The sequence below is a fragment of the Serratia bockelmannii genome, from assembly GCF_051803255.1.
GTDB lineage: Bacteria > Pseudomonadota > Gammaproteobacteria > Enterobacterales > Enterobacteriaceae > Serratia > Serratia bockelmannii.
Genome location: NZ_CP196512.1, coordinates 2,987,908 through 3,014,099 on the forward strand (window position 1 = coordinate 2,987,908; position 26,192 = coordinate 3,014,099).

General features: G+C 58.1%; 20 protein-coding genes. 3 read left to right on the top strand and 17 right to left on the bottom strand.

All coding sequences use genetic code 11. The features are described 5' to 3' along the window. Positions 1–3 precede the first annotated feature (3 nt). The 9 genes from ACSJLU_RS14305 to ACSJLU_RS14345 all read right to left on the bottom strand — a co-directional run bounded on the left by ACSJLU_RS14305 (position 4) and on the right by ACSJLU_RS14345 (position 12,120). Positions 4–1,158 (bottom strand): hypothetical protein, encoded by a 1,155-nt coding sequence (locus tag ACSJLU_RS14305; RefSeq protein ID WP_049209034.1) that lies wholly within the window; start codon positions 1,156–1,158, stop codon positions 4–6. A 6-nt stretch (positions 1,159–1,164) separates the two neighbouring features. Further along, on the bottom strand, positions 1,165–2,013 hold the full coding sequence (locus ACSJLU_RS14310) for an ATP-grasp fold amidoligase family protein (protein ID WP_089195975.1): 849 nt from the start codon (positions 2,011–2,013) through the stop codon (positions 1,165–1,167). Beyond that, complete coding sequence (locus tag ACSJLU_RS14315; RefSeq protein ID WP_049204106.1) at positions 1,994–3,292, bottom strand: flippase; 1,299 nt, start codon at positions 3,290–3,292, stop codon at positions 1,994–1,996. Before ACSJLU_RS14315 ends, ACSJLU_RS14310 begins: the two co-directional genes overlap by 20 nt. A 4-nt stretch (positions 3,293–3,296) precedes the next feature. Beyond that, positions 3,297–5,480: a polysaccharide biosynthesis tyrosine autokinase gene (locus tag ACSJLU_RS14320; RefSeq protein WP_060433316.1), complete on the bottom strand. Its 2,184-nt coding sequence runs from the start codon at positions 5,478–5,480 to the stop codon at positions 3,297–3,299. Between the two features lie 27 nt (positions 5,481–5,507). Next, positions 5,508–6,641, bottom strand: coding sequence for a polysaccharide export protein (locus tag ACSJLU_RS14325; protein ID WP_025303211.1), 1,134 nt, complete (start codon positions 6,639–6,641; stop codon positions 5,508–5,510). A gap of 45 nt (positions 6,642–6,686) precedes the next feature. Next, entirely contained in the window at positions 6,687–7,736 is a 1,050-nt protein-coding gene (gene wecA, locus ACSJLU_RS14330) for a UDP-N-acetylglucosamine--undecaprenyl-phosphate N-acetylglucosaminephosphotransferase (protein ID WP_025303212.1), read from the bottom strand. 174 nt (positions 7,737–7,910) lie between these two features. After that, on the bottom strand, positions 7,911–8,873 hold the full coding sequence (locus ACSJLU_RS14335) for an NAD-dependent epimerase/dehydratase family protein (RefSeq protein ID WP_025303213.1): 963 nt from the start codon (positions 8,871–8,873) through the stop codon (positions 7,911–7,913). A gap of 180 nt (positions 8,874–9,053) precedes the next feature. After that, positions 9,054–9,953, bottom strand: a complete 900-nt coding sequence (locus ACSJLU_RS14340; RefSeq protein WP_043138557.1) for a winged helix-turn-helix domain-containing protein — start codon at positions 9,951–9,953, stop codon at positions 9,054–9,056. 772 nt (positions 9,954–10,725) lie between these two features. Next, positions 10,726–12,120 carry a NarK family nitrate/nitrite MFS transporter gene (locus ACSJLU_RS14345; RefSeq protein WP_025303214.1) on the bottom strand — a complete coding sequence of 465 codons (1,395 nt, stop codon included), beginning with the start codon at positions 12,118–12,120 and terminating at the stop codon, positions 10,726–10,728. A gap of 350 nt (positions 12,121–12,470) precedes the next feature. Here ACSJLU_RS14345 and narX point away from each other — a divergent pair, with 350 nt between their 5' ends. Together narX and narL are read left to right on the top strand one after the other, a co-directional pair. Further along, entirely contained in the window at positions 12,471–14,255 is a 1,785-nt protein-coding gene (gene narX / locus ACSJLU_RS14350) for a nitrate/nitrite two-component system sensor histidine kinase NarX (RefSeq protein WP_260514708.1), read from the top strand. Between the two features lie 10 nt (positions 14,256–14,265). Beyond that, positions 14,266–14,916: a two-component system response regulator NarL gene (narL, locus tag ACSJLU_RS14355; RefSeq protein ID WP_025303216.1), complete on the top strand. Its 651-nt coding sequence runs from the start codon at positions 14,266–14,268 to the stop codon at positions 14,914–14,916. Here the strand turns inward: narL and ACSJLU_RS14360 are convergent. Then, entirely contained in the window at positions 14,913–16,424 is a 1,512-nt protein-coding gene (locus ACSJLU_RS14360; RefSeq protein ID WP_342096348.1) for a YchO/YchP family invasin, read from the bottom strand. The two genes, narL and ACSJLU_RS14360, sit on opposite strands and share 4 nt — an antisense overlap. A gap of 430 nt (positions 16,425–16,854) precedes the next feature. On the opposite strand from ACSJLU_RS14360, the gene ACSJLU_RS14365 reads away from it, so the two are divergent. Further along, positions 16,855–17,523 carry a prepilin peptidase gene (locus ACSJLU_RS14365; protein WP_025303218.1) on the top strand — a complete coding sequence of 223 codons (669 nt, stop codon included), beginning with the start codon at positions 16,855–16,857 and terminating at the stop codon, positions 17,521–17,523. Here ACSJLU_RS14365 and ACSJLU_RS14370 read toward each other — a convergent pair. From ACSJLU_RS14370 to ACSJLU_RS14400, 7 genes are all read right to left on the bottom strand, one after another. After that, complete coding sequence (locus ACSJLU_RS14370; RefSeq protein ID WP_342096349.1) at positions 17,520–19,130, bottom strand: hypothetical protein; 1,611 nt, start codon at positions 19,128–19,130, stop codon at positions 17,520–17,522. The two genes, ACSJLU_RS14365 and ACSJLU_RS14370, sit on opposite strands and share 4 nt — an antisense overlap. A 231-nt stretch (positions 19,131–19,361) precedes the next feature. Beyond that, the gene (locus ACSJLU_RS14375; RefSeq protein ID WP_342096350.1) at positions 19,362–20,936 is read right to left on the bottom strand and encodes an ABC transporter substrate-binding protein; all 1,575 of its coding nucleotides are present in this window, start codon (positions 20,934–20,936) and stop codon (positions 19,362–19,364) included. Positions 20,937–21,068: 132 nt separating this feature from the next. Beyond that, positions 21,069–21,740 carry an ABC transporter ATP-binding protein gene (locus tag ACSJLU_RS14380; RefSeq protein WP_043138574.1) on the bottom strand — a complete coding sequence of 224 codons (672 nt, stop codon included), beginning with the start codon at positions 21,738–21,740 and terminating at the stop codon, positions 21,069–21,071. Then, positions 21,737–22,579 (bottom strand): ABC transporter ATP-binding protein, encoded by an 843-nt coding sequence (locus ACSJLU_RS14385; RefSeq protein ID WP_025303222.1) that lies wholly within the window; start codon positions 22,577–22,579, stop codon positions 21,737–21,739. The genes ACSJLU_RS14380 and ACSJLU_RS14385 overlap by 4 nt, the downstream gene beginning before the upstream one ends. After that, positions 22,569–23,438 carry an ABC transporter permease gene (locus ACSJLU_RS14390; protein ID WP_016927339.1) on the bottom strand — a complete coding sequence of 290 codons (870 nt, stop codon included), beginning with the start codon at positions 23,436–23,438 and terminating at the stop codon, positions 22,569–22,571. The genes ACSJLU_RS14385 and ACSJLU_RS14390 overlap by 11 nt, the downstream gene beginning before the upstream one ends. Continuing rightward, on the bottom strand, positions 23,435–24,490 hold the full coding sequence (locus ACSJLU_RS14395; protein ID WP_025303223.1) for an ABC transporter permease: 1,056 nt from the start codon (positions 24,488–24,490) through the stop codon (positions 23,435–23,437). The genes ACSJLU_RS14390 and ACSJLU_RS14395 overlap by 4 nt, the downstream gene beginning before the upstream one ends. Continuing rightward, positions 24,490–26,058: an ABC transporter substrate-binding protein gene (locus ACSJLU_RS14400; protein WP_197819134.1), complete on the bottom strand. Its 1,569-nt coding sequence runs from the start codon at positions 26,056–26,058 to the stop codon at positions 24,490–24,492. Before ACSJLU_RS14400 ends, ACSJLU_RS14395 begins: the two co-directional genes overlap by 1 nt. Positions 26,059–26,192 lie beyond the last annotated feature (134 nt).

The window sequence follows — 26,192 nt, forward strand, 5'->3', positions numbered from 1 at the left end:
TTCTTAACCCTCCAACTTAGAATTTATCATTTCTTTTCCACGGCAAAGCAACAATAACGACACGTTAAATACCGGGACCAAAAAATAGGTTTCCGTAAAGGTTGTCAGCAGGAAAACAACCACCACCCAGCGCATGAACCGACTCAGCCTGCGCATATTGCCCAACAGGTGAAAATAACAAAAAAGCATGACAACAGAAGCGATGCCACCGGCCGAATAAAACATGGCGATGAAGAAGAAATCGACGGGCTTATAAGGCTCTATATTCATGCCGAACAGCGGATTGGGTAGCCCCACCGCCTGAAACATCTGCCAGGAGAACCAGATTCGCCCGGTCAACGCCTGGTTCAAGAGGACGTCCAAGGCCGGATTACTCCCCCAGCGTATAACGCTGGCGAATTGAAAGCCTACAATGGCCAACGTCAGCGCGATGCAGACTTTTCTGTTCGGCGCGACACGCAGCAGCGGCGCCAGCCAAAACAGCAACAACATCAACAGCGCCAACATAAAACAGGTGCGAGAATAGGAATACATCAGCACCGGGAGAATTAACGCCGATACCGCCAGCGAAGCGATATTTTTCACTCCTCGCGTTAATTTCGCATGGTCGATCAGGCTCAGCAATGTGGCGAACAAGGCAAAAGAATAATACGCCAGGGTATTCGGATTATCGAACCCCAGCGTTAATCGATTGCCGTAACGCTCATCAAGGTAAACAAACCCATCGGTGTAAAAGATATAGGGAATAACCACCAGTAACCCTGCCACCACAAAGGTGATGGCAAACATTTCAGCGCCACGCCCCATGTCTATGCGGCGAAATAAAATGATTACCGCCGTGCTGAATACCGCACCAAACAGATAATCACCATGACCGGTGGCAATATTAACAAGAAACAGCAGAACCAAAAAACCCGCAACCGCCTTTTCCGCCAGCGTAGCGATAAAAAATGCATAGCCAACATAGAGCAACATCAAGCCATTAAGCCCCATGACCGCTTTATTAATCAGCTCGCTATTGAACGATCCCGAGGTCAGGAACGTTTTCACGAAAAACATCAGCAGGAAGGTCAATACAATTGATTGATTGACTAAATCTCGCGACTGATTATAACCCGCATTAGCATGCATTTGAAAATTGGAGGCGACTCTTTGCATAAGCGTTTACTCAGTAAAATAACTGCCCCATTCCTGCTCAATGTTTTTCGGCATCAGCTTGCTTAACCCCGCGCCAGGCGTAAACGTCAACTCACCGAAATACACCTTCTCACCGACCTGGTAGAAATCCACACGGACATAAGAGAACTGCTGCGCGGTCTGGCGAGCCAAACGTATCATTTCCTCCAGCCGTGTAGGACGCGGCATCGGTTCGTCTGCATTCGGCAAGTTGATACGAATTTCGGTGCGGTTCCAGTCGATATCAAAAATATCGCGCCGATGGGTGCCGAAACGCTGGTAATCCACCTGGATGAACATACGAATTTCATGATTGTCGTTGAAACAATGAAACTTGATATCGTTCGGCACCTGTTCGCCATCCAGCAACAGGCGCTCCACCATGATGCAGGGTTCGATATCCAGATAATGCTTTTCGCGGCTCTGCTCATAAAAGTTGCTGCGCATCCACGCGTTGCTGAGATCGTACAACTCCGCGTAGCTAATCTGCTGCTTGTCGAACACCAAGCGGTTATAGCCGCTGCCGTGGTTGGCCTTCAGCACAAAGGCGTTAGGCAATTGCCTGAACATGTCGTAGCTAAGTTCAGTGCCATGCGTATACAGCTCCACCAGATACTCCTCGCCCCACAGGCCGGCGATAAATTCACGCACCTTGAACTTGTCCGACAAAGTGGTGTAGATGCTGCGCGGATAAATTTTGCGGCGCATGATCTTTTCGCTGAAGCCGGTCGGTTTTGACAGGTGCGGCAGCTTCTTGAAATAGAGCGCGTATTTAACCTGATGGTGCCAGGCATCGGGCAGGCGCTTGGAAATATTTTTAACCAGGATGTTTAACATGCTCTCTCCTTAATTTGCTGACAAGACGCGGCAGGCAGTAAAAACAGGTCAGCTGCAGTCGGGTAATTTTTCCGCCACGGAATAAACTGTTCAGCACGAAGAACGAAATGAACTCCGCCAACAGCGTAGATACCGCCGCACCGATCAGGCCGTAGCGCGGGATCAGCAGCAGATTCATCACCACGTTCGCCACCGCCACCAACGGCATCTTGATGGCGATAAAACGATAGCCGGCGAACAGCACGATGCTGCGGTACGAAACCGTCCCCATTACCGAGAACAGCGAGGTCAGCGTGCAAATAGCCAGGATATTGGCGGCCGGTTGGAAAGCGGCGCCGTACAGCAGCGCAATCGCCGGGTGGGCGAACCACCATAGGCCCAGCAACACCGGCAACGACAGGCCCAAGACCACCAGATAAAGCACCCGAATACGGTACTCCTGCTCCAACGGATCGCGACAGCTGGCAATGCCCGGCATCAACGAAGTGATCAGCGCCATCGGCACGAAAACCCAGCCTTGGCTGAGGGTGGTGGCGGCACTGAACCAGCCTACCGCCTGCTCGCCGACCAGATTGCCCAGCATGATTTGATCGATGCGGGTATAGATCACTATCGACAGGCTGGAGATGGCCAACGGCAGGCCCACCTTTAGCAAATAACGGCCATAGCGCCTGGCCTGGCGCGGCGTAACCCGCGGCGAGGCCGCCGCTTCCGCACGGAATAACCAGAGGCGCGCCAGGTAAGGTACGGCGCTGCTGAGGATGTAGGGTACCGCGAACCACACCAGCGGCAGCGCCGCGCTCACCAGCGCCAGCCGCAGCCCGATCGACAGCAGCAGCGCCAGGTTGTTGATCAGCGTATTGCGTTTCGACTGCAGGCGGGCATCGTAATAAATTTTGTACACGTCCTGAATCGAGAAATAGGCGCTGATAAGCAGCAACAGCGTCATCAGTTGGCTGGCGGGCGATTGGCTGAAATAGCTCCATATCAGCATCGGCAGCGCCACCACCAGGAACAGCCAACGACGCAGGCGTATTGACGCCAGCATCAGGCGAATGCCGCTCGGCTGTCGGCGGGCGACGCGGTTGAAAATGATGCTGTCGGCGCCCAACTGCACCAGTGGCACTACGATGGCGATCGTCGCCAACAGATAGTTGAGGGTGCCAAACTGCGCGGGCCCCAGATAGCGCGCAACGTAAATGGAGACGAAGATGCCGGACAGGCTGAGCGAAACGCGTTCAAGCATCAGCCACAGGGCATTGGTGATAATGGCCTTCACCCGTTTATTCCCCTGCCTGCGGGTGATCTTCCCGATGGCTTGGGTAGGCGAAGTTGTAATAGCTCATGTCGGTTGCCGCCTTCTTCACCATCCCGTTGAGGATCACGCCCTTGATCGCCACGCCATTCTGTTCGAAACGACGCATGCTGGTTTCGATCTGCTTGACGGTATTCACCTCAAAGCGCACCACCAGCAGTGAGGTACCCGCGTGATTGCCGACGATCGCCGCGTCCGTCACCGCCAGAATCGGCGGCGTGTCGATCAGCACCAGATCGTAGTTCTGCCCGGCCCAGCGCAGGAAATCGGCGAAGCGGCGGTGCATCAGCAGTTCGGACGGGTTCGGCGGCACCTGACCGCGCGGCACGAAGTCCAGATTGGCGATGGCGGTTTTCCGCACCGCCTGTTCCGCCATCACGTTGCCCACCAGCATGTCGGACAGCCCCTGATGCCCATCATCCGCCAGCCAGCGGTGCAGGAAGCCTTTGCGCATATCGGCGTCGATCAACAGCACCCGCTGCCCGGCCTGCGCCACCACCACCGCCAGGTTGGTGCTGGTAAAGCTCTTGCCGCTTTCCGGGCTGGCGCCGGAGACCATCAGAATGTTGTTCTTGGCCTCCATCATGGCGAAATGCAGGCTGGTGCGCAGGCTGCGGATCGCTTCCACCGACAGGTCCGTCGGTTCGGCCACCGCCAGGATCGGCAAGCGCCGCCCCCCGGACCTTGGCAGCAGCTGACGTTGCTCGCGGTTGCGCTTCACCTGCCACGGCGACAGCGGCACGGTGGCGTAGACGTTGATGCCCCGCTTCTCCAGGGTATCGATGTCATTGATGCCGCGATGGAAGGCCGCACGCAGCAGCACTACGATGGCGCCGCCCCCGGCGCCAAGCAGCAGCGCCAACAATACGATCAGCATCTTTTGCGGCTTAATCGGCCGCAGCGCGGTTTCCGCTTCGTCGATGATGCGCACATTGCCCACCGTGCCGGCCTTGCTGATGCTCAGTTCCTGCTGCTTGTTCATCAGCTGCATGTAAACCTGCTGATCCACCTGCACGTCGCGGGTAAGACGCAGGATCTCCTGCTGCATTTTCGGCAACGTCTGCACCTGTTTACCCAGCCGTGCCTTTTCCGCCTCCAGCGTGGCGCGCTTCTCCAGCAGCGCCCGGTAAGCCGGGTGCGCGCGGGTGTAGAGTTTGGAGATTTCCGCTTCCTTGAAGGTCAGCTCGTTGAGCTGGGCCTCGAGCTGCACTTGAGTATCCAGCACCGATTTGGCTTCAAGCGACAGATCCACCGAGTCATTTTGCTGGCGGAACTGATTAAGTTGGGTTTCGGCGTTGTTCAACGAGGTTTGCGTTTGCGGCAGCTGCTCTTGCAGGAACGCCAGCATTCGCTGAGCTTCTTCCGTTTTGCGGTCCACGTTCTGCTGCAGGTAGTTGTCGGTGATGTTCTTCAGCATTGCCTCGGCGCTCTGCGGATCTTCGCTCGGCAGCGTAAAGGTCATGATGCCGCTATCCTTGCCACCCGGCACCACGTCCAGGTATTTACGCAGATCGTCCACCGCTTCTTGACGCGCGACTTTGACCACGGTAAAGCTGGCGCCCGGCGAAGCGTCCAGCGCCGAGACGGTCATGTTCCAACCGCCTTGCGCCACCGGCTGCCCGACCACGCCGCTGAACAGTTTGCTGCCGTCATAACTCAGCTCGTAATGCTGCCCATCGCGCACCGTCAGCGTCAGCGCTTCGCCCTCCATGTCCGCTGGCGTCGTCAGCGTGGCAATGCTCAGCACCGGCGGCTTTTCACCGCTCAAGCGGGCAAAGCCTTTGCCGAACACCGGGAAATAGTCCGGGCTGACGCGCACCGTCAGCCCGAGGGTGTCCACCGTTTTTCCCAGCACGTAGCGCGACTTAGCCAGCGTCACCTCATCCTGTGTCGCCGAATTTTGCCCCATCATTGAACTGTCCAACGTTTCACGCAGCAGCGAATCGCCGGACAGCTGCTTCTCCACCTGCACCACCGCCGTAGCCTGGTACACCGGGGTGGCCAACAGGGCGTAGGCGACGCCCAACATGCCAGCCACGCCGGTCACGACGGCGATCCGCCAGCGGTTATCCCACAGCGGCCCAATCAGGCGTTCCCACTCCAGCTTTTCGTCTTGTTCGGCCACCATCACGGACAGCGCATTATTTTTCATCTTCTGTTCCTTATTCACCCTGCGGAGTTACCAGTTGCGCACGCGCAAGGTCGCCTCGCTGAGATCGTTAAAGCTGCTGATGGTCGGCACCAGCTGGCTGATCAAACGGTTCCAGCGCGCGACCGGCGCCGCAGTGACGTACACGACGTCGTAAGGTTGCAGCTGAAATTCAGCGCCCATCGCCAGCGCGCTGGCGTCGGAGAGATCGAACTGATACAGCGTCGCCAGTCGCTGCGGTGTTTTACCGCCGCTCGGCCGGATCACGAACACCCCGGTCGCATCCGCCACCGTCTGGCTGATCCCTTCGGAAGATCCGAGGGCCTCGGTCAGGGTCATGCCGCTGCGATCCATCTTCAGCGTCGCTTGCTTGCCCACCTCGCCCATCACGAACACTTTCAATTCGTCATTGCGCGGGATGTAGAGGATGTCGCCCGGCTGCAGCAGCGCGTTCTGGCTGATGTCGCCGCGCTGCATCAGCGCCTGCAGCGAGATAGCCCGCTCTTTGCCCTGATGGGTCAGCACGACGTTGCGCCAATCGGCGTTGTCCGTCAGGCCGCCGGCGGCGTTAATCGCATCCAGAATGGTCAACGGCACGTTGGTGATCGCCTGTTGGCCGGAGGTTTTCACTTCGCCGGTCACGTAAGCCTTCTGCGAACGGAAAGCGGCAATACTGACGTCTACCTGAGGGCTTTCCACATACTGCGCCAGACGGCCGGCGATCAGGCTGCGCACTTCGGTGACGGTCTTGCCCACCACCGCCACTCGCCCGATATAGGGATAAAAAATCGTGCCATCCGCATGCACCCAGTTGCCGGTGTCGCTGGCGCTGCGGTATTGCCCGGCCGGCGTGGTCAACTCGGGGTGATCCCAGACGGTGACGTTCAACACGTCGCCGACGCCGATGCGGTATTGATAGCTCTGCAATCGCTGATCCAGCGCCGGGTTCGGCCGGGCGACCGGTTCTACGCGCCGCATTTTCTGCAGCAGCATCGGCGACATGCGATAAACCTGTACCTGGTCATTCAAATCGAAATCGTCGTCCTGTTGCACGACGATGGCTTTTCCGCTGGTCGGTAAATGTGAACCGGGAACCACCGTACATCCACTCAACAGCGCGGAGGTGAAGGCCAATGGCATCAAAAGAGGCAAATGAAAATTCATGGAAGTACCGTGATAAACGGGCTGCTGCCGCAGCCCGTGAGGGGATTAACGGCCGACGGTCGGATTATCGCTGAACACCGTCGCCTGACGCGGTTCGCGCAACATGACGAAATAACCGCAAAAACAGAACAGAAACGCCACCAACATTTGGCTTTCCTGCAGCTGCAACACTTCACTGCAAATGCCAATGCAGGCCAACGTCACCGCCAGCATGGTGCTCATCGCCAGCGCCTGACGCGCATTGAGCCCACGACGCATCAGAATATGGTGCAAATGATCGCGGCCCGCTTTGAAGGGGCTTTGGCGACGCAACAGGCGACGCACCATCACAGTCACCATGTCCATCAGAGGAATGGCGATCAGCCACAGCGCGGTGACCGGACGCATTACCGCCTGTGGCCCCTGCGTCGCCAGCAACACCAGCCACAGCACGCTGAAGCCGATCACCATGCTGCCGGCGTCCCCCATAAAGATCTTGTTGCGCGCGCCGAACAGGCTCAGGTTGAACAACAGATAGGCCGCCAGCGCGACGATCAGGCCCAGGCACCACAGCGCCAGATCTTCCCTGCCGCCCAATCCGAACACGATAGCCAACGCGACGAAGGTCACGCAGGACAAGGCGCCCAGTTGCCCATCGATGCCATCCACCATGTTGTAGGCGTTGATCGCTCCCCATACCGCCAGCGGCGTGAGCAGCAACGCGCCATAACCGAGCATCACTTCCTGATGCCCCCAAACATAGCCCAATGAGGAAAGCTGCATCCCTGCCGCCAGCATCATCGCCAGCGCGATCCCTCCCTGCACCATGACGCGTGGCGCCACGGGCAGATCAAAGCGGTCATCCAGCACGCCCAACACCACCAGCGCCGTAATGCACAGCAGATAGACGGTGCTGTCAGGCAGCCAGGCGGGTTGCCACAGCGTCATCAGCATCAGCGTCAGGTACACGGCGATACCGCCGACCAGCGGAATGTGTCCCAGATGTTGCTTACGCGCATTGGGCTTATCCACTAATCCCACCGTTAAGGCGGCCCGGCGGGCAATAAGGACCCACGCTACCGCCAGCACAAATATCACGCTCAGTTGATATAACATCGTTCCTCCAGCGAATAAGCACGCTACCGCCCTTGAGTTACAGCTCCCAATGCGCTATTAACAAAAACAAAATTGATCCTGCCAGGATATAAGTCAGCATGAATTAATCCTGAAAAATACAGATTTATCCGCTTGTCGGCGGAAATAAGTAAATAACGTCAGCGTGCGGTTAAGTTATCTATCAGAAAACTCATGTTTAATGGTTCTTTCGATTGCCGAATCAAGTTCAACCGGCGCCACGAAATTATTTTGCACATTACTTTTAAATTGCGTTCTGGCGCAGAATTTCTGCACTCTGACGCGACTGATTGGGAATTTTTTACGACTTATTTTACTCACGACATCCAATGCGGTCGCCCCGCATATTCCCACCACATAAGGAATGCGAATCGTCTTATTTTCTCTGCCCAGCGAGGAGGAAATAACGTCGACCAATTGATTCATCGTAAAGTCCGGTTTATCGACGTAGTTGCTGACCTGATAACTTGACTGCTGGTCCAACGCATGCTCCAGCCGCGCGGCAATATTTTCAACGTAAGCCATCGACTTCATATTATTGCCACTGCCAATCATCACGAATCGGCCGCTGGCGATCTGGCGGAACAGGTTATACACATTGCCGCGGTTGCCTTCACCGAATACCACCGTCGGGCGAATGATGGTCAATTTGTTGGCGCTATCCGCCTTGCGCCACGCTTCATAAACGTATTCCGCTTCGAGCTTGGATTTGCCGTAATGATTGAAAGGATCGAAACGCCCTCCTTCATCGGTTTCCTGCTCGACGAACCCATAAACGGCAACCGAGGAAGTGAAAATGACTTGGTGGATATTCAACGCGGAGGCGGTCATGCAGACATGCCGTGCACCTTCTACATTGACCTGATAATAGAGCGAAATGGGATCGACGTTGTCCTGATGTTCCGCCGCCAGATTAATGATGGCGTCGCAGCCCGCCAGCGGCTCTTGCAGGGTCTCGGGTTGCGTCACGTCGCCATACTGATAGAGCGCCGGAAAATGTGCGCTAGGTTGTTTATCAACGATGACCAACGTCAGATCATCGCGCACACTGAGACGTTTCGCCAGGCGTGTTCCGATAAAACCGGAACCCCCGATAATAGCTACTTTACGCTTATCCATAATTTGTCACTCAGCAGGTTCTCATTATTCCTGTCACCTCGATGGAAACAGGACGCTAATATGCGTTAGGTAATGAGTTCCAGACTGGACAAATCGAACCCGGCTTTCAAATAACAAATAATGAAATAAAATATTTCATCAAATGTAAAATTATCGCTAAAGATAAAACCTCATTTAGCACTAATTTTTAACATCGTAAGCAACTTGATATTGCAAGGTTTTATTCGGCAATATGAGATTAATCCGACCTTTACCCGGCGTAGAAGAGGTCTCATATTTTACCGGTAATTTAAGCTGCCCCTGCTTAGGGTCGACACATTCGATGGTCGCCTGCTCCATGCTCTCCCCCTGGTACAGGCAGAACAGGGTTTGTGGGCTGTTGGTATGGGGGTTATTCAACGTCAGCGTCAACACGACGCGCGTATTGTTCTGAATATCATTGATCACCGGCGGGCGAGTTTGGTTGCCGAGCACATATGAAAAATGTGAAATAACCAGTAAAGAAGCAAATGCCGTCAGGTATTTCACTACGCGACTGGCGGGCATGCTGAAAAATCGGCGCACCGTCGCCGACTTTTTATCACGAGTGGGTTCCTGGGAGGGTTCTACCGTTGCAACAGGCGCTGCAACAAGCGTCGTTTTACGCGGCTTATCTATTTTTTCATCGTGTGCCTCAGGGGACTCACTTTCACTTTCAGAAAGTTCCGCTTGAATATTAACGCCAATATCCTCACCGCCATTTAATATATCATCATCAGCGTAGTCTTCATCCTCGGATATAAAGTGAAAAGCCGCTTGATTTTCCACCTTGTAACCCAGCCGAGGAATGGTTCTGATAAGCGTATGTTCCGAGTCGCTGATTTTTTGGCGAATAGATTTAATTGTTTGATTTATCGTTGAATCTGAGCAGTAAGTTCCTTTCCAGATATTTTCTATAATTTCCGTTCGGGTTACCAGTTCTGGTGATCTGGCGACAAGCAGCGAAAGAATTTGATACTCCTTCCAACGCAGACGAAATTTCTCCCCGGCAGGAGTCAGAACATCGAGATTCCTAATCTTTATTCTTCTATCAAGATTCACTTTTAATTTCCTTAGCGTGCCTGTCCTGCACACTTTGTATAGAAATATCAAAAAATGTTCAAGAAATTAAATGTAAACTCAACAGGTTGCATTCATCGGATATTGGCCTTTATAAAAATTTTCTGATTTCATTTTTTACATTAGGCCTTATTAAGGATGTTCCGTTTATCCAAATGACTCTTTTTCCCTGTTGGCAACATGGATTTCCTTCATGACTACCGTAAAGTTCAAATGATCACCTCATTGATTTAAAAAGAAAAAAATAACAACCCTGTTCAGTTGTTAACCGAATGAAATTGTGAAATTTCATTCTTCTCCGTGAGTTCATTGTGTTTTTCCACCTAATCGGATTGTCAGATAGACTACAAAAAGCCGGAAAAAACAGAATGAGAGTTATCTGATTTAACCCTGTCACACATTCCACACGGCGCGTGCAGCATCTAAGACAAAACCCTATTGCTGATTTTATAACAATCGCACTAATTATGCCTTACCCTCCCAGAAATTTCATTTAACCTGCGGGAAAGACATTAATCTTTTAATGTAAGAATACTCTCAACAAAACGAAAAAACCGTGCAAATAATATAATACGCTTGGGAGAAGACATTCCCATATTGAGAGATATAACTATAAAAAAAGAAAAAAACGGCAAACGGAGATGAGAATTTTACCTAAAGGCAGAAAATTTCACTGAGAGAGCGAGGAGAGATGACTCGGAATGAGCGAAATATCCCTCCCCTGTCGGGAGGGATTGAGAAAATCGTTTGATACTCAGGCCTTTTTCTTGCGGCCATACACCGCCCAAGTGATGACCACACACAAGATATAGAACACCAGGAATACTTTCATTGCCCCCGCCGGGGAACCGGTCAGCGCCAGCGAAGTGCCGAATGCCTGGGGAATGAAGAAGCCGCCTGCGGCACCGATCGCCGAGATAAAACCCAATGCGGCGGCGGAGTCCGTCACCGCTTCACGCTGCGCGCTCTCGTCGCTGCCGCCGGCCGCTTTCACGCGATCGACAGTGATTTTACGGAAAATGACGGCGATCATTTGGAAAGTCGACCCGCTGCCCAGCCCCGCCGTGAGAAACAGCACCATAAAGATACCGTAGAAGGCGATGAACGAACCGCCCTCACCCGCCATCGGCAAGGTCAGGAACAACAGCGCGGCGAACACGGCCATCACTACAAAGTTGATCAACGTCACCCGCACGCCGCCGAAACGGTCAGACAGCGCGCCGCCGACTGGCCGTGCCAGCGCACCGAGGAATGGCCCAAAGAAGGCGTAATGCAGGATCACTACGTCCGGAAATTGCGTCTTCGACAGCATGGCGAAACCGGCGGAGAAACCGATGAAAGAACCAAAGGTCGCGAGGTACAGCAAACTCAGCATCCATAAATGCCCACGCTTGAGCACCGGCAGTTGCTGGCGCAGCGATGCCTTGGCCGCGGCCAGATCGTTCATGCCGAACCAGGCCGCCAGGGTGGCAACCAGCAGGAACGGTACCCAGATCCAGGCGGCGTTTTCCAGCCACAGCTGCCCCCCCTCTGCCTGATTTTGCGCCGTGCCGCCAAACAGGCCAAACAGGCTGAAAGAAATCGCCAGCGGCGCGACCAGTTGCATGACGCTGACGCCCAGATTTCCCAGACCGCCGTTGAGCCCCAACGCACCGCCCTGACGCGCTTTCGGGAAGAAGAAGCTGATATTGGCCATGCTGGAGGCAAAGTTCGCGCCGGCGAAACCGCACAGCAGGGAAATAATGACGAACACGCTGTACGGCGTGCTGCTGTCCTGCACCGCGAACCCCAGCCACAGGCACGGCACCAGCAGGAAGCAGGTGCTGATGGCGGTCCAGCGACGGCCACCAAACAGCGGGATCACGAAGGAATACGGCACGCGTAAAATAGCGCCCGAGACCGACGGCAGCGCGGTCAACAGGAACAGTTGGTCGGTGGTGAAGTTGAAACCGACCTTGTTCAGGTTGACCGCAACGGCGCTGAACAGCATCCAGACGCAGAAGGCCAGCAGCAGGCAGGGAATGGAAATCCACAGGTTGCGGGTGGCGATGCGATGGCCACGCTGCTGCCAAAAGGCGCTGTCTTCAGGACGCCAGTCCTGAATCAGCGCACCGGTTTTCTTTGATGAAGGCGTTGCAAGTTGCGACATAAAAACCTCAGACACGGGGGATCATTCCGCACACCCTAGGGGGCGGCCCCGGCGGCAAAGTTGATGTATATCAACCCGAATGCAAGTAGTTGGCGGCACAAATAGCGCCTTCATCCCCTTAGGGGTACACCCCGAATAAAAATTAAATCACTTTTAATCAATGCATTAGAAAGCATCACTCCGTCATTTTTACCGCTTCACCGTCCTGCTGGAAACTAATGGGTACTTCATTCGAGGTATGGGGTTATGCTCAGGGATAATCAAAAATACGGCTGAATCGTTACTTGTTTACCTCGTCGCCGCCTTCGCCCCTGAGCTTCAGCGGTGCCAAATGCCAGGAACCCGCGCTTATGAAACGCCTGTTGACCCCGCTTTCGATCGTGAATCAGGTCGCCCTGCTGATGTTGCTGTCGGGCATTCTGGGCGTGGCCGGCATGGGGATTTCCGCCTGGATGTCGCAAAGCATTCAGGGCAACGCGCATGCCATCAACAAAGCCGGCTCGCTGCGTATGCAAAGCTACCGACTGCTGGCGCAGGTACCGCTGGATGAACGGCATGAAACGTTGATCCGCGAACTGGAGCGCGACGAAAACAGCCCCGACCTGCAGCGTTCGGTGGAGCAGGAAGGGTTGACGCAACCGTTCGACGCCTTGCGTGATTACTGGCAACAGACTCTGCAACCTCGCCTGCGCAGCGCGCAGCGCCCGGCCGATGCCGCCCCGCAGGTGGCGCACTTCGTGCAGCTGCTGGACAAGCTGGTCTCGGATATCGACAGGCAAACCGAGCGCCGCCTGCTGATGGTGACGCTGGTGCAGGCCGGCTTCATCGCGCTGACCCTGCTGCTGTTGATCGGCACCACCTGCTACCTGCGGCGCCGGTTGCTGCATCCGTGGCGGCAACTGGTGGAGATGGCCTTGGCGGTAGGCCGCGGCGATTTTAGCCGCCGCTATGCACAACGCGGCCACCAGGATGAAATGGCGTCGCTTGGCGGCGCATTGAACACCATGTCCGACGAGCTGTCGGCGACCTACAGTGGGCTGGAGCAGCGCGTGGCCGAGAAGACCGCCGACCTGCAGCAGAAAAATCAGGTGCTGAGCTTCCTCTACCGCGCCAGCCGCCAGCTGCACGCCAGCGAGCCGTTGTGCAGCCGCCTGACGCCGCTGCTCAACCAACTGCAAACCCTGACGCCGTTGCGCGCCATTCAGGTGCGGCTGTATGAAAACGACAGCCGGGAACCGCTGCTGCAGCTGAGCGGCAACCAACCGCTAAGGCCGGAGCATTGCCATAACCCGGTGTGCAGCGCCTGCCTGAACGACAGCCACCGCCAGCATCCCGACAATCCGTCGCTGAGCTGGAGCCTGAGCGACAAGCTCGGCGACTACGGCGTGATCGTGGCACAGCATGCGCCGCAGCAACCGCTGAACGATGAACATCGCCAACTGATCAATACCCTGGTGGAACAGCTGACCAGCGTGCTGGCCATCGAGCGTCAGGTCGACCACCAACAGCAGCTGATGCTGATGGAGGAGCGGGCGGCGATCGCCCGCGAGCTGCACGACTCCATCGCCCAATCGCTCTCCTGCCTGAAAATGCAGATCGCCTGTCTGCAGATGCAGGGCGAAACGCTCTCTTCGGCCAGCCAGGCGCTGGTGCAACAGATGCGTGAAGAGCTGAACGGCGCCTATCGCCAGCTGCGCGAGTTGTTGACCACCTTCCGCCTGCAGCTGACCGAACCGGGCCTGCTGGCGGCGCTGCAATCGACGGTGGCGGAGTTCAATCCCAAGCTGGGCCTGACCATCAGCCTCGATTACCAGCTGGGGCCACGCACGGTTCCGGCCTATCAGGCCATTCACCTGCTGCAGATCGCCCGCGAGGCGCTCAGCAACATCCTTAAGCATGCCGCCGCCAGTGAGGTGAGCATTCAGGTCATCAATAAACGGGGCGAAGTGACCCTAAGCGTCTGCGACAACGGACGCGGCCTGCCGGCCGAGACGTCTCGCCCCGACCATTACGGCTTGATCATCATGCGCGATCGCGCCAAGAGCCTGCACGGCCGCTGCGACATTTTACCGCGCAGCGGCGGCGGCACTGAGGTGCGGGTCAGCTTCACGCCAGATAACCACGCCATCGACTAACGGAGACACCATGACGACAGAAACCGCCGCCACCATCTTACTGATCGACGACCACCCGATGCTGCGCAACGGCGTAAAACAGCTGATTGGCATGGACGCTCGTCTGCAGGTCATTGCCGAAGCCAGCAACGGTGAACAAGGGGTCACGCTGGCGGAGCAGCACGATCCGGATCTGATCCTGCTCGACCTGAACATGCCCGGCATCAACGGGCTGGAAACGCTGGATCGTCTGCGCCAAACCGACCTGTCAGGGCGCATCGTGGTGTTCAGCGTGTCCAACCATGAAGATGACGTCGTCAGCGCGCTCAAACGCGGCGCCGACGGCTATCTGTTGAAAGACATGGAGCCGGAGGATCTGCTGAAGGCGCTGCATCAGGCGGCAGCCGGGCAGATGGTACTGAGCGAAGCGCTGACGCCGATCCTCGCCGCCAGCCTGCGGGAAAACCGCCCCAGCGCCGATCGTGATATTCAGCAACTGACGCCGCGGGAACGAGATATCCTGAAGCTGATCGCCCAAGGGCTGCCAAACAAGCTGATCGCCCGTCGCCTGACCATCACTGAAAGCACCGTCAAGGTACACGTCAAACACCTGCTGAAAAAGATGAAGCTAAAATCCCGCGTCGAGGCCGCCGTATGGGTGCTGCAGGGCAAAAACGGTTAATCGCCGCCGTACAGCGGCCCGGTTTGCGCCGGGATCGGCGGTGGCGTCAGGGTTTTGATCGGCGGCAGGCCCGCGTCATCGCCGGCGGTTGCCGTCAGCGGCGGCGCCACTTTCAGCTCTATCCAGTTGGACGTCACGCGCTGCTGTTTATCATCCTCCAGCGTGACCGATAGCCGGTAGCTGTTGGCGGCGCCCGGCGCGTCGTCCCACGGCGGCACGATCGCTGTCCAGCCCTGCGGATCGTTGGCGTTGTGCGGCGGCGTCAGGCTCAGCGCCTGCGTATCCCCCTGCCAACTGACGTGAGTGATGCCGTTCAGCGCCTTGATTTCCAGCACCAGCGGCACGGTTTCCCCCGCCTGCAGGCTCCACGGCGGCGTAGCCAGGAACACCTGCAGCGACTTGCGCTGACGGAACTCCAGCACCGGCACGTTCTTGCGTTCGATAGGATCGTAGCGGCTGCCGCGCAGCGACTTGGCCTGCGCCACATACTCCGGCGAAATCTGCTTCACCAGCGGTACCCCGAGCCGATAGCTCAGCGCCAGTTCGACCTGATCCTGGCTCTGCCCGCCCGCGCCAATCTTATGCAGTGCCTTCATCGTCACCAGCGGCACCGGAGTGTAATTGAGCCCCAGCTGCATCGCGCGCGGATCGTTTTGTTTTTTGCCGCTGCCGAACAGATCGACATTATCGCCCAGATACTGCTCATAACTGAGCGAACCGCCGATCTGGCGATAAAACGGCAGATAACCTTGCGTCGTGATGTCGTAACCGCGCGCCGGACGGCTGAAAAATACCCCATCGCCGGGCTGTTGCGACAACGTCGACAGCGGGTAGTAATAGTTGGTGGAGAAACGCAGATAATCCCCCCAGGCTTCCGCACCGACGCTGCCTCTATTGCGCTGCCGAGCAAAATCGCTGTCGAGCGCCGTGTTGTACCCCAGCAGCCAGTCGCCGGCGATCCAGCGTTGCCCCAGCGCGAAATTGCCAAGCGCCCCGGCGCTTTGCTGCAGCCAGCCGATCTGGCTGTAGGTCAACAATCCATCGACGTCGTACAGCGGGCTGAATAACTGCCCGTTGCTGCCGGTAAAGTCCCCCTCGCCGCTCATCTTCAGCGATAGCCTGGCGGTACCCAACGGCGACAACAGCTCCTGCGCCTGTTGCTGCAGCGCACCGGTCGCCTGGCCCAGCAAATAATCTTCGGCGCGGCTGCGCATCTGTTGACGTGAAACGTTGTTCAACTCTTTTTCGCCGAGTTGCTTGGCCATCTCGGCCCACTGCTTCTCGCGCGCGGCATCGTCGGGCGCACCGCCCAACTCCGGCAAATTCGCGGCCGGGTCCGCGGCGGCCTGTTCAGAAGAGATGACGCTGTCCGGCGCCGGCGGGGATTCGGCGCACGCGGCCGCTGCGCCGGCCAGCCACACCAGTGGCCCGGCCAGCCACGCCGTCTGGCGTCGGCGCCAGAATCGTTTTTTGGTCTTGATAAGTATTGCCTGAATCACGTCTTTCATGACACCGTTGGCCTCCCTCCCTCCTGGAGCATGCCAACTCACTGCTTTGCTGCCGCCTTTCCCACGGCAGATCTGAAAAACCTTACGTCCCGGCCTGGCGGGGACGCCTCTCTCTTAAAGCCTAACGGCTTGACGAGCAGAAACAATAGGATAAACCCCAATCGCGCTTCAGTGACAGCGTCACTTGCACCATTTACCGATCCATTCCCGCCGCCAAATGAATTCACCGTATTTTAGCGTCGATTTTGCCGATAAAAAGCACAGCACACCACTGCTGAGCGCCACCGCGCAAGGCATTGTATCACTCTGCAATACGTAAAGTGGCGATGCGTACGACTGCGCATTCCTCACAATCCACCGCATTTCACCCCGATGAAATATGCATTTTGCCGTTATTTTAAACATCTGTTTCACGACTGGCGGAGCCTTGATGTTTATTTCCTCACTGTGGCACGCGCTGTTTTTCACCGCGCTGCTGTCGGCGGGTCTGGTCGCCTTCGCGCTCATCACCCGCTTGGAGCGAACGGCGGCCGTGCGCGCCAGCCCGCCGAGATTGCGCCGCCGCAGCCTGCTGCTAACGGCCCTGGGTTTGGCGTTGACGGCGTTGCCCTTCGACCTGCCGGCAGCACACCGGCTGTGGTTACCGCCGGCCGCGGCACTGCTGATCGCCCTGGCCTGGCTAGACGGGCGTCACCGGTGGCTGCCGGACCGGCTAACCCAGCCGCTGCTGTGGGGCGGGCTGCTGTGCAATCTTGACGCTCGCTGGGCAACGCTTGACGACGCGGTTCTCGGCGCCGTGGCCGGTTACGGGGCATTGTGGCTGCTCAACGCGCTTTATCGGCAGGTGCGGCGGCGTAACGGCATCGGACAGGGCGATTTCAAACTGTTGGCCGCGCTGGGCGCCTGGCTCGGTTGGACAATATTGCCGCTGCTGGTCTGCCTGGCGGCAATGTTCGGATTAGGCATGGCATTGGCGCGCGGCAGACGCAACCGTCGCGCCTGGCGAACGCCGCAGCCTTTCGGCATCGCCTTGGCGGCCGCCGGCTGGTTGCTGCTCTTGCTGGACGCCGGCCAGAACGCGCCGGCGTTATTCGGTTAATTCTTCAGTGTCTCGATCAGCCGATTGAGCAATCCGGCCACTTCCGCCGTGCTGGCCGTTGTCGGATTGGCCAGTGGTTGGATCACCGCGAGTCTGGTCGTGGATAACACCTCATCGCTGCGGATTTCCAACGCATCGGAGGGCGGCGTGCTCAACGAAACGCCGTCCGGCCGCCAGTAGCTGCCGCGTGTAGTCTGCACCTGATAACTGCCAAAGCCGAAATCTTTCTCGACACGGTAATATATTTCGCAGCTCAACGGCCCAGTGCGACGCAACATAAAGGCGCCTTTCGCGCTATAGCTGCCTTTATTGACGACAAAGGCGGTCGCCTGCGAGGTCAGATCGAACGTGATATATAAATCGCACGCCAGCACCTTGGTGCTTACGCCCTGTTGAAGAGTAATGCGCGTTGTAGGTTGCCGATCCGGCGCAGTCAGGGTGCCTAAAAAAGTCCACGATGGCTGTTTCGATATATTGCGCGGCAAATGGTTGCTGGAGGCGGAAGGGGCAATACCCCGCTCGCCCAGACTGTACATCGCTTCAACCCCGCTTAAAAACGACGTCACATCGACGGTGCTTTTGCCGGCCACCGGGACGCCGCCGTTGTATACGTTACTGAAGGTTACCTCGGTATTGTTGCTGCAGGCGGCGATCGCCACCGGGAAAGGCGTCTTAGAACCGCTGTAAAGAGTCAACTGACCGATATCCCAACGAGATTCGTTGATGAATCGGCACAACACGCCCCCGCTCTCCACATTCTGCGCGTCCTGGATATTGATATTGCCTATCGTGCCTTGGGCAAAGTTGGTGGACAGCACGCTGACATTGGCGGCGCGCTGCGTGTTGCGGTTCTCGCAACCCAACGAATTGATCGTGCCGTTAAAATCTTTGAAAGAGTAGATATCGCCGATGCAGTCATCCGCAGCCAACGAGCCGATAGTAGAGTAAAACCCTGAAATTCTGAACGCCGTACCCTTCGCGCGAGCGGCGTAGAGGCCGTCTATAAAATTGGTGGTGCCAGACTTGTCCATCCACAGCACCCCATCGCCCGGGCGATTGGCGTTTGCCTCCATCTGCACGTTCACCAGCCAGTTGATGAACATGTCGCCCGAGACAAACAGCGAATAACCGCCGACCTTGGTGTAAATGTCGCGAATATCAAACTTCGTCATATTGCGGTCGCTGAACCACACGCCGTGGGTGTCGTCTACGCCGGTATCATCCCGCAACGTCAAGCCGTGCAGCGTCAGATTGGCGAAGCCTTTCACCACGATCACCGCTTTCTTCGTTTCGCCCTGTTCGTTGGTGTAACTGCTGTCTGCCGTCTTGACAATTTTGGTCGCCCGCCCCAATCCGACCACCCGTAAACCGATGCCGCCGTAGATGTCCGTTGTCGTCTGAATGAGTACGTGTCCGGCGACCGTATACACCCGCTTCCCCAGGGACAACGTACCGCCGGCTTGCAGCGCCGCCGCCGCCGCTTTGTTGATCGCCGGCCCCCAGTTGCTTCCGTCGCTGTCCTGATAAAACTGTTCCGGCGTAACCACCTCACCGGTGGCAAGCAAGGTTGCTGCGCGCGCTGTTGAAGCCTTTTCGTTATTGTCCATAATCTCTCCTGACGTGATGTGTCCGCATCATTGCGGACGACCGCGGTGAAAGGCGTAAACAACGCCGCCTTTCGAAGCCAATCTATCACCGTCATATGAGCACGTTATGAAATTTCATTTTATTTCACCCTGACACAACATTTCACGATTCGTGGTGGCAACAGCAAGCGATTTCACGCGCTGTCGGCCTATGGCGCGACAGAAAGCTCGGCCAGGCGCACGGCGTTGCCGTCACTTACTGACCCGATCCAGATACAACATGCTGTTGGCGATATCCAGCCGGGCACCTTCGACATTGTCCCGCAATGCCACCAGCGTTTGCCCCTGCAGCGCCACCACATAGGGCGAACTGGCCTGTAATTCCCGTTGCAACGTGACGTAGCGTGCGCTGCGCGCCGCGCTATTCCCTTCCGCAGCCGCGGCACGCGTTTCCGCGCTGATGGCGGGAATGCCCCACTGGGTGCGCCAGGCCAAGGTTTTCGGCCCGCCTGACACGTTGTAAGCAAAGGCACTGGCGTTGGTGTTCGGATCCAGGTAGTCGGCGCCCCAGTAGGTGAAGATCGCCTGAAAATCGCGGCCGCGCATCTTGCCCCACAGATCGCTTTCCACCACCGGATGGATATCCAACCGCAGTCCGGCCTGCGCAAAACTGGCCTGCAGCGCCTGCGCGATGTCGGTATACGGCGGTTGGTTGATGACGATAAGATCGATGCGCGTACCTTCAGCGATGCCGGCATCGCGCAGGATCTGTTTGGCTTTGTCTACGTCGAGCTTAAATGGCCGATCGTCGAGCGCGCCGTCCAATCCCTGCGGCAAGAAGGCCTGATGCACGCGATATTGCCCTTTCAGCAGCTGCTCGGCGATGCTCTGATAATCCACCAGCCAGCGCGCGGCCTGCCACAACGCCGGATTGCCCAGCGCCGGATTGTCTTTGCTGCCGGTGTTGAAACCGAGGTAATAGATCCGGGGCGCATCGGCCTGTTCGATGCGCACGCCCGGCGCGTTGCGCAGCGAGTCGAACTGGTCGGCGCCCAGATCGTAGGCCACGTCGGCATCCTCCTTCAGCAACAGCAAACGGCGGGTGCCGGCGTCGCTGACGTTCTTGAATAGCACCGTTTTCAACCTTGCCGGCGACGGCGCGTAATCGTTGCGGCCAAACAGCAGCGCCTCATGCGGCACATAGTTATTTACCCGATACGGGCCGCCGCCGGCGGAATGGCTGCGCAGCCAGGCGTTACCGTAGTCCCCCTGCTGCGCGTGCTCGTTCAGCAGCTTCTCATCCACGATCGAAGCCACGTTCGCCGTCAGCAGCCGCAGCGCCAGCTCGCTGCCGATGTTGGCGGGCCAAGTGAGTTGCACCTGGTTATCCCCCACCTTCTTCAGCTGCTGCTCAACGTTATCCGGCGTCCAGCCAAACTCACCGAGAATAAACGACGGCGCCTTGTTCAGCTTTACCGCACGCACCAGCGAGAAAATCACGTCTTCAGGCCGCAGCGGATTGCCGGAAGCAAAACGTTGCTGCGGTTTCAGGGTAAAGGTCAGGCTGTGGCCATCGGCGCCCGCCTGCCAACTGCCTGCGGCGTCCGGCGCCAGCTTTTGCGGCGCGGCGCGATCCGGCGCCACCAGGCGCTGATAGAGGTTGACCAGATTGGCCGAGCTGACGGTTTCAAAGCTCTCCGCCGGATCGAGGCTGATAATGCCCTCCAGCGAACTGACCACCACCAAGGTATCCTGCGGGGTGGCGGCCTGCGCACCGAAAGCGGCCGCCAGCGCGCCATACAACAAGGTTGGGATTAACCGTTTCATCGATACACTCTCCACAATCACGCGGTTGCGCTGTTTGACGAGTGTAGAGGGTAAGAATTAACAGAAGAACGACGATAAATTGCTTTATTTATTACCAAGATGGATATGCCCGCCACGTTGGCGGGCATAGGGTCAAACGATGATGCGGCCGTGCGCCATTGCCACCGAACGATCGCACATGTGGTCAATCACGTCCGCATCGTGGCTGACCAGCACCATAGTCAGATCGCCCGCCTGTTTCAGCTCGTTAAGCAGGTTAAGGATTTCCGCCTGCACTGACATGTCCAGCGCCGAGGTCGGCTCATCCAGCAGCAACAGCTTCGGCCGCAGCAGCAATGCGCGCACGATCGCCACGCGCTGCCGCTGCCCGCCCGACAGCTGATGCGGATAGCGATCCAGCAGGCGCGGATCCAACCCCACCTGGCGAAAGCCCGCGCCGATTTTGCGTTCGATGTCGCTTTCCTGCAGCAGTTTTAGCGGTTCCGACAGCGTACGCAACAGCCGGTGTTTAGGGTGTAGCGAAGCATAGGGATCTTGAAACACCATCTGCACCTCGCGCCGCAGTTCGCCGGTAAATGCCTGCCCCGGTTGTAGCTGCCGCCCGAGCAGTTCAAAACCGCCGCGCCAGCTGTCGTTCAGCCCGGCCAGCACCCACAGCAACGAGGACTTGCCGCAGCCGGAAGGCCCCACCAGGCCGAAACACTCGCCCGGTTCGATGCGCAGGTTAACGTCGTGCACCACGGTGCGCTGTTCATAGCCCTGACGGTGACTGACGCTGAGGTTCTCCAGTGCAATTACGCTCATTTCAACGTCTCCAACAGCGCGCGGTCCAGTACCGGCAGCGGTTTGCCGCGCGTCTCGCGGCTCGGCCGACACGCCCACAGCGTGCGAGTATAAGGGTGCGTGGCCTGCGCCAGCTCTGCTGCCGGCAGTTGATCCAACAGCTCGCCTTTGTACATCACCAGCACCCGCTCGCAGTGGTGCGCCACCTGCTGCAAATCGTGGCTGATCAGGATCAGCCCCATGTTGCGTTGCGCCACCAGATTGTCTATCAGTTGCAGCACCTGATCGCGCATCTGGTGATCCAGCGCCGACGTGGGTTCATCGGCAATCAACAGCTGCGGATCGTTGATCAACGCAATGGCCAGCATCACCCGCTGCCCCATCCCGCCGGAGAGCTGATGCGGATAACGGCCGCACAGCGCCGCCGGATCGGGCAACCCCACCGCCGCCAACATATCCAGCACTTTTTCACGCCGCTCGGCGCGGCTTAGCTTGGCATGCAGCACCAGCGGTTCCTCCACCTGACGGCCGATCGGCTGATTGGGATTCAGCGCATGTTTGGGATCTTGCATCACCATCGCCACCCGGTCGCCGCGCAGGCGGCTCCACTGGCGTTCGCTCAGGCGCGTCAAGTCTTCATCGCCCAACGTCAGGCGCTGCGCCTGCAGCTGCAACGGCGGCGGCAATAGCCCCATCAGCGCACGCGCGGTCAACGATTTGCCGGAGCCGGACTCACCGACCAGCGCCAGTCGCTCCCGCCCCATGCTGAACGAAATATTCTTCACCAGCGCCACCGGCTGCGGCCCCGGCACGCCGATCGCCAAACGTTCAACGGTCAATAAGGTGTTATCAGTGCCCATGACGAGGATCCATTTTGTCGCGCAGGCCATCGCCCAGCAGGTTAAACGCCAGGCTGGCGAACAGGATCGCCCCGCCCGGTGCGGCGGCGACCCACCATTGGTCGAAAATCACTTTACTGCCTTCCGCCACCATCGATCCCCATTCGGCGGTCGGCGGCGCGACGCCCATGCCGAGGAACCCCAGACCGGCGGCGGACAAGATGATGCCGCCCAGACTCAACGCCGCGCGCACCACCGCGCTCGGCAGGCATAAAGGCAAAATGTGGCCGACCATCAGCCGCAGCCCGTTGATGCCCTGCATACGCGCTGCCGCCAGGTAGTCGCTGCGGCGCAGCGCCAGGGTTTCGGCCCGCGCTTGGCGGGCAAAGGCCGGCCAGCTGGTCAATGCCAACGCCAGCGCGCCGTTCATCAGCCCCGGCCCCATGACCGCCACGAACGCCAGCGCGATCACCAGGCTCGGCAACGACAGGAAAATGTCGGTCAGACGCATCAAAATACGCTCTACCCAGCCGCCGAGATAACCGGCGCAAATGCCGACCAGCAGACCAATGGGAATGGTCAACACCAGAATCAACGACACCAGGATCAACGTCGGCCGTGCGCCGTAAATCACGCGGGAGAGCAAGTCGCGGCCGAAGCCGTCGGTGCCCAGCCAATGTGCGGCGGAAGGCGGCAGTAACCGCAGCTCGATATGCTGCAGATTGGGATCGAAAGGCGCCAGCCACGGAGCCAGCAGCGCGGTGACGATCAGGATCGCCACCAGCGCCGCGCCCAGCGTCAGCGTGGTCAGGCGCCGACCGCGGCGGTAACCGACGGCCGGCTCGCTTTGCGGTTCGTGTTCAGAGAGATATTGGCTCATCGGGTTCGCGGATCCACTAAATAGGTCAAGGCGTCAGCCAGCGCATTCAACAGCACGAAACAGGTGCCGATCAGCAGCGTGGCGCCGAGGATCGCCGGCGTGTCGGCGGCAAACAGCGCCGAGGTCAGGTAACGCCCGACGCCGGGCCAGGCGAACACCGTTTCGGTCAATACCGCGCCCTCGAGCAGGCTGGCGTAGGAGAGAGACAGTACGGTGATCAGCGTGCCCAGCACGTTGGGGAACACATGGCGCAGCAGAATGCGCAGGCGGCCGGCGCCCTTGGAGCGCGCCAGCGTCACGTATTCCTTGTTGCATTCTTCCAGCATCGCCGCGCGCAGCAGCCGGGTGATACCCGCCATCGACAGCAGCGCCAGCGCCACCACCGGCAGCCACAGGTGGCTGATGGCGTTGTAGAACATTTCGCGATCGCCGGACAGCCAGCTGTCAATCAACACGAAACCCGTACGCGGCTCCATGCTGTACAAGTAAATGTCATCCAGCCGCCCCGGCCCCGCCGACCAGTGCAGCGTGGCGTAGAACAGCAGTAGCCCGAGCAGGCTCAACCAGAAAATCGGCACCGAATAACCGATCAGCGACAGCAAGCGCGCCGCGTTATCCAGCCAACTGCCTGGTTTGAGCACCGCCAGAAACGCCAGCGTAATGCCGCCGAGAGCGCCGAGGATAATGGCGCAGGTGGCCAGTTCCACCGTCGCCGGGAAGGTACGCAGCAGATCGCTCAACACCGGCTGGGCGGTGATGCGCGAAATGCCCAGATCGCCATGCGCCAGGTGCACCAGATAGCGCCAAAATTGCACCGGCAGAGGCTGATCCAGCCCCAGCTCGTGCCGCACCTGCGCATAGGTGGCTTCGCTGGCGTGATCGCCCGCCACCTGCAGCGCCGGATCGATCGGCGCCAGGTGCGACAGCATGAAGGTGAACAGCAGCAGACCAAGCAGCGTTAACGCCAGCGACAGCGCGCCGCCGAGCAGCCGCCCGCCCCAGCGCCAATACCGCCGGGCCGCCCCGGCGCTGGCGGACAGGTCAGCAGCCATTACTTGCTGACCTTGCTGTAGAACACCATGTCAGGGTTGATGCCCTGCACATAGCCCTTAAGGTTGTCACGCACTGCGATCAGGCTGCGCGCCTGCAGGCCGATGACAAACGGCGAGCTTTGCTGCACCTCTTTCTGCAGTTGCTGGTAGTCGGCCACCCGTTTGGCGGTGTCGTTTTCTGCAGTGGCGGCCAGCGTCAACTTGCTCAGCGCCGGGATCTGCCAGTTGGCTCGCCAGGCCAGCGTCTTGCTGCCGTCCTCCGGGTTGTAGGCAAAGGCGGCCGCGTTGGTGTTAGGATCGAAGTAATCCGGTCCCCAGGAGGTCAGCGTCGCATCGTAGTTAAGCGTTTTCACCTTAGTGGAGACCTGCGAGCTGATGCCCGGCACCAGTTCGACCTTCACGCCGCCCTGAGCAAAACTGGCCTGCAACGCCTGAGCGATATCCAGATACGGCGGCTGGTTGTTGACGTCCAGACGGAAACTGACGTTGCTCAGCCCCGCTTTGGCCAGTATTTCTTTGGCTTTCTGTGGATTGAAGCTGTACGGCTGATCCTTGAGCGCGCCCAGATAACCGTCCGGCAGGAATGCCTGATGGCTCTGGAACTGCCCTTTCAGCAGATCGTCGGCGATGCCTTGGTAATCGAACAGCCAGCGCGCCGCCTCCCAAAACGCCGGGTTGCCGAGCACCGGCGACGCCTTGGCGTTGAACTGCAGGTAATAAAGCGAGGCGTAAGGAATGGCCAACGGTTTGACGCCCGGCTTGCCCTTCAGAGCCGCCATCTGGTCCGCCCCCAGGTTGCGGGCGATATCGGCATCGCCCTGCTCAATCAGCAAACGGCGCGCGGCCGGATCGGGCACGTTTTTGATCAGGATGGTTTTCAACGTCGGCGCCCCTTCCGGCGAGCCGGGGTTCGCGTCCAGCACCACCACTTCGTGCGGCACATAGGTGCGAATTTTGTAAGGGCCGCTGCCGGCGGAGTGGCTGTTCAACCATTGGTGCCCCAGATCGTCGCCCTGCTGGTGCGCCAGCGCCTCTTTGGCGTCGACAATCGAGGATACCGGCGCCGACAGCAGGCTGAGCACGAAGGCCGGGCTGACGTTTTCATCCCAGCTGATTTTTACCGTATGGTCATCCACCTTGGTCAGGTGTTGATCCACGTTCTTCGCGTTCCAGCCCAGCTGCGTCAGGATAAACGACGGCTCCAGATTCAATTTCACCACCCGTGAAAGCGAAAAGATCACGTCCTCCGGCCGCAGCGGGTTACCGCTGGCGAATTTAGCGTCCGGGCGCAGGCTGAAAGTCAGGCTGCGGTTATCGGCGCCGGCCTGCCAGCTGCTGGCCAGAGTCGGCTTGAGATCGATGGGGTTGTGCGGATCGGACTGGATCAAACGTTGATACAGGCTGTTGAACGACTGCACCGTGGTTAACTCAAATCCCTGGGCCGGGTCAAAGCTGACCACGTCATCGATAGACTGTGCGATCACCAACGTGTTGGCCGGCGTCGCCGCCTGTGCGTTAACGCTGGCCGCCACGGCCAAAAACAGCAAAGAAGGAACGAGCGCTTTCATCTGAAACTCTCCAAGCGGATGGAATTTATAATAATTTTGCGAGTGTATGCGAGCGCGATCGGCAGCTGAAGGTACTTAAATCACTATAGATATTCTTTTTATGTATATAGATGGGGTTTTGATTATTAGGCGGG

Coding starts and splice junctions, on each gene's coding strand:
- ACSJLU_RS14400 (WP_197819134.1), bottom strand. CDS start 26,058: ATGAAAGCGCTCGTTCCTTCTTTGCTGTTTTTGGCCGTGGCGGCCAGC.
- ACSJLU_RS14360 (WP_342096348.1), bottom strand. CDS start 16,424: ATGAAAGACGTGATTCAGGCAATACTTATCAAGACCAAAAAACGATTC.
- ACSJLU_RS14345 (WP_025303214.1), bottom strand. CDS start 12,120: ATGTCGCAACTTGCAACGCCTTCATCAAAGAAAACCGGTGCGCTGATT.
- ACSJLU_RS14310 (WP_089195975.1), bottom strand. CDS start 2,013: ATGTTAAACATCCTGGTTAAAAATATTTCCAAGCGCCTGCCCGATGCC.
- ACSJLU_RS14390 (WP_016927339.1), bottom strand. CDS start 23,438: ATGAGCCAATATCTCTCTGAACACGAACCGCAAAGCGAGCCGGCCGTC.
- ACSJLU_RS14320 (WP_060433316.1), bottom strand. CDS start 5,480: ATGAAAAATAATGCGCTGTCCGTGATGGTGGCCGAACAAGACGAAAAG.
- narX (WP_260514708.1), top strand. CDS start 12,471: ATGAAACGCCTGTTGACCCCGCTTTCGATCGTGAATCAGGTCGCCCTG.
- ACSJLU_RS14395 (WP_025303223.1), bottom strand. CDS start 24,490: ATGGCTGCTGACCTGTCCGCCAGCGCCGGGGCGGCCCGGCGGTATTGG.
- narL (WP_025303216.1), top strand. CDS start 14,266: ATGACGACAGAAACCGCCGCCACCATCTTACTGATCGACGACCACCCG.
- ACSJLU_RS14380 (WP_043138574.1), bottom strand. CDS start 21,740: ATGAGCGTAATTGCACTGGAGAACCTCAGCGTCAGTCACCGTCAGGGC.
- ACSJLU_RS14325 (WP_025303211.1), bottom strand. CDS start 6,641: ATGAATTTTCATTTGCCTCTTTTGATGCCATTGGCCTTCACCTCCGCG.
- ACSJLU_RS14365 (WP_025303218.1), top strand. CDS start 16,855: ATGTTTATTTCCTCACTGTGGCACGCGCTGTTTTTCACCGCGCTGCTG.
- ACSJLU_RS14370 (WP_342096349.1), bottom strand. CDS start 19,130: ATGGACAATAACGAAAAGGCTTCAACAGCGCGCGCAGCAACCTTGCTT.
- wecA (WP_025303212.1), bottom strand. CDS start 7,736: ATGTTATATCAACTGAGCGTGATATTTGTGCTGGCGGTAGCGTGGGTC.
- ACSJLU_RS14305 (WP_049209034.1), bottom strand. CDS start 1,158: ATGCAAAGAGTCGCCTCCAATTTTCAAATGCATGCTAATGCGGGTTAT.
- ACSJLU_RS14335 (WP_025303213.1), bottom strand. CDS start 8,873: ATGGATAAGCGTAAAGTAGCTATTATCGGGGGTTCCGGTTTTATCGGA.
- ACSJLU_RS14375 (WP_342096350.1), bottom strand. CDS start 20,936: ATGAAACGGTTAATCCCAACCTTGTTGTATGGCGCGCTGGCGGCCGCT.
- ACSJLU_RS14385 (WP_025303222.1), bottom strand. CDS start 22,579: ATGGGCACTGATAACACCTTATTGACCGTTGAACGTTTGGCGATCGGC.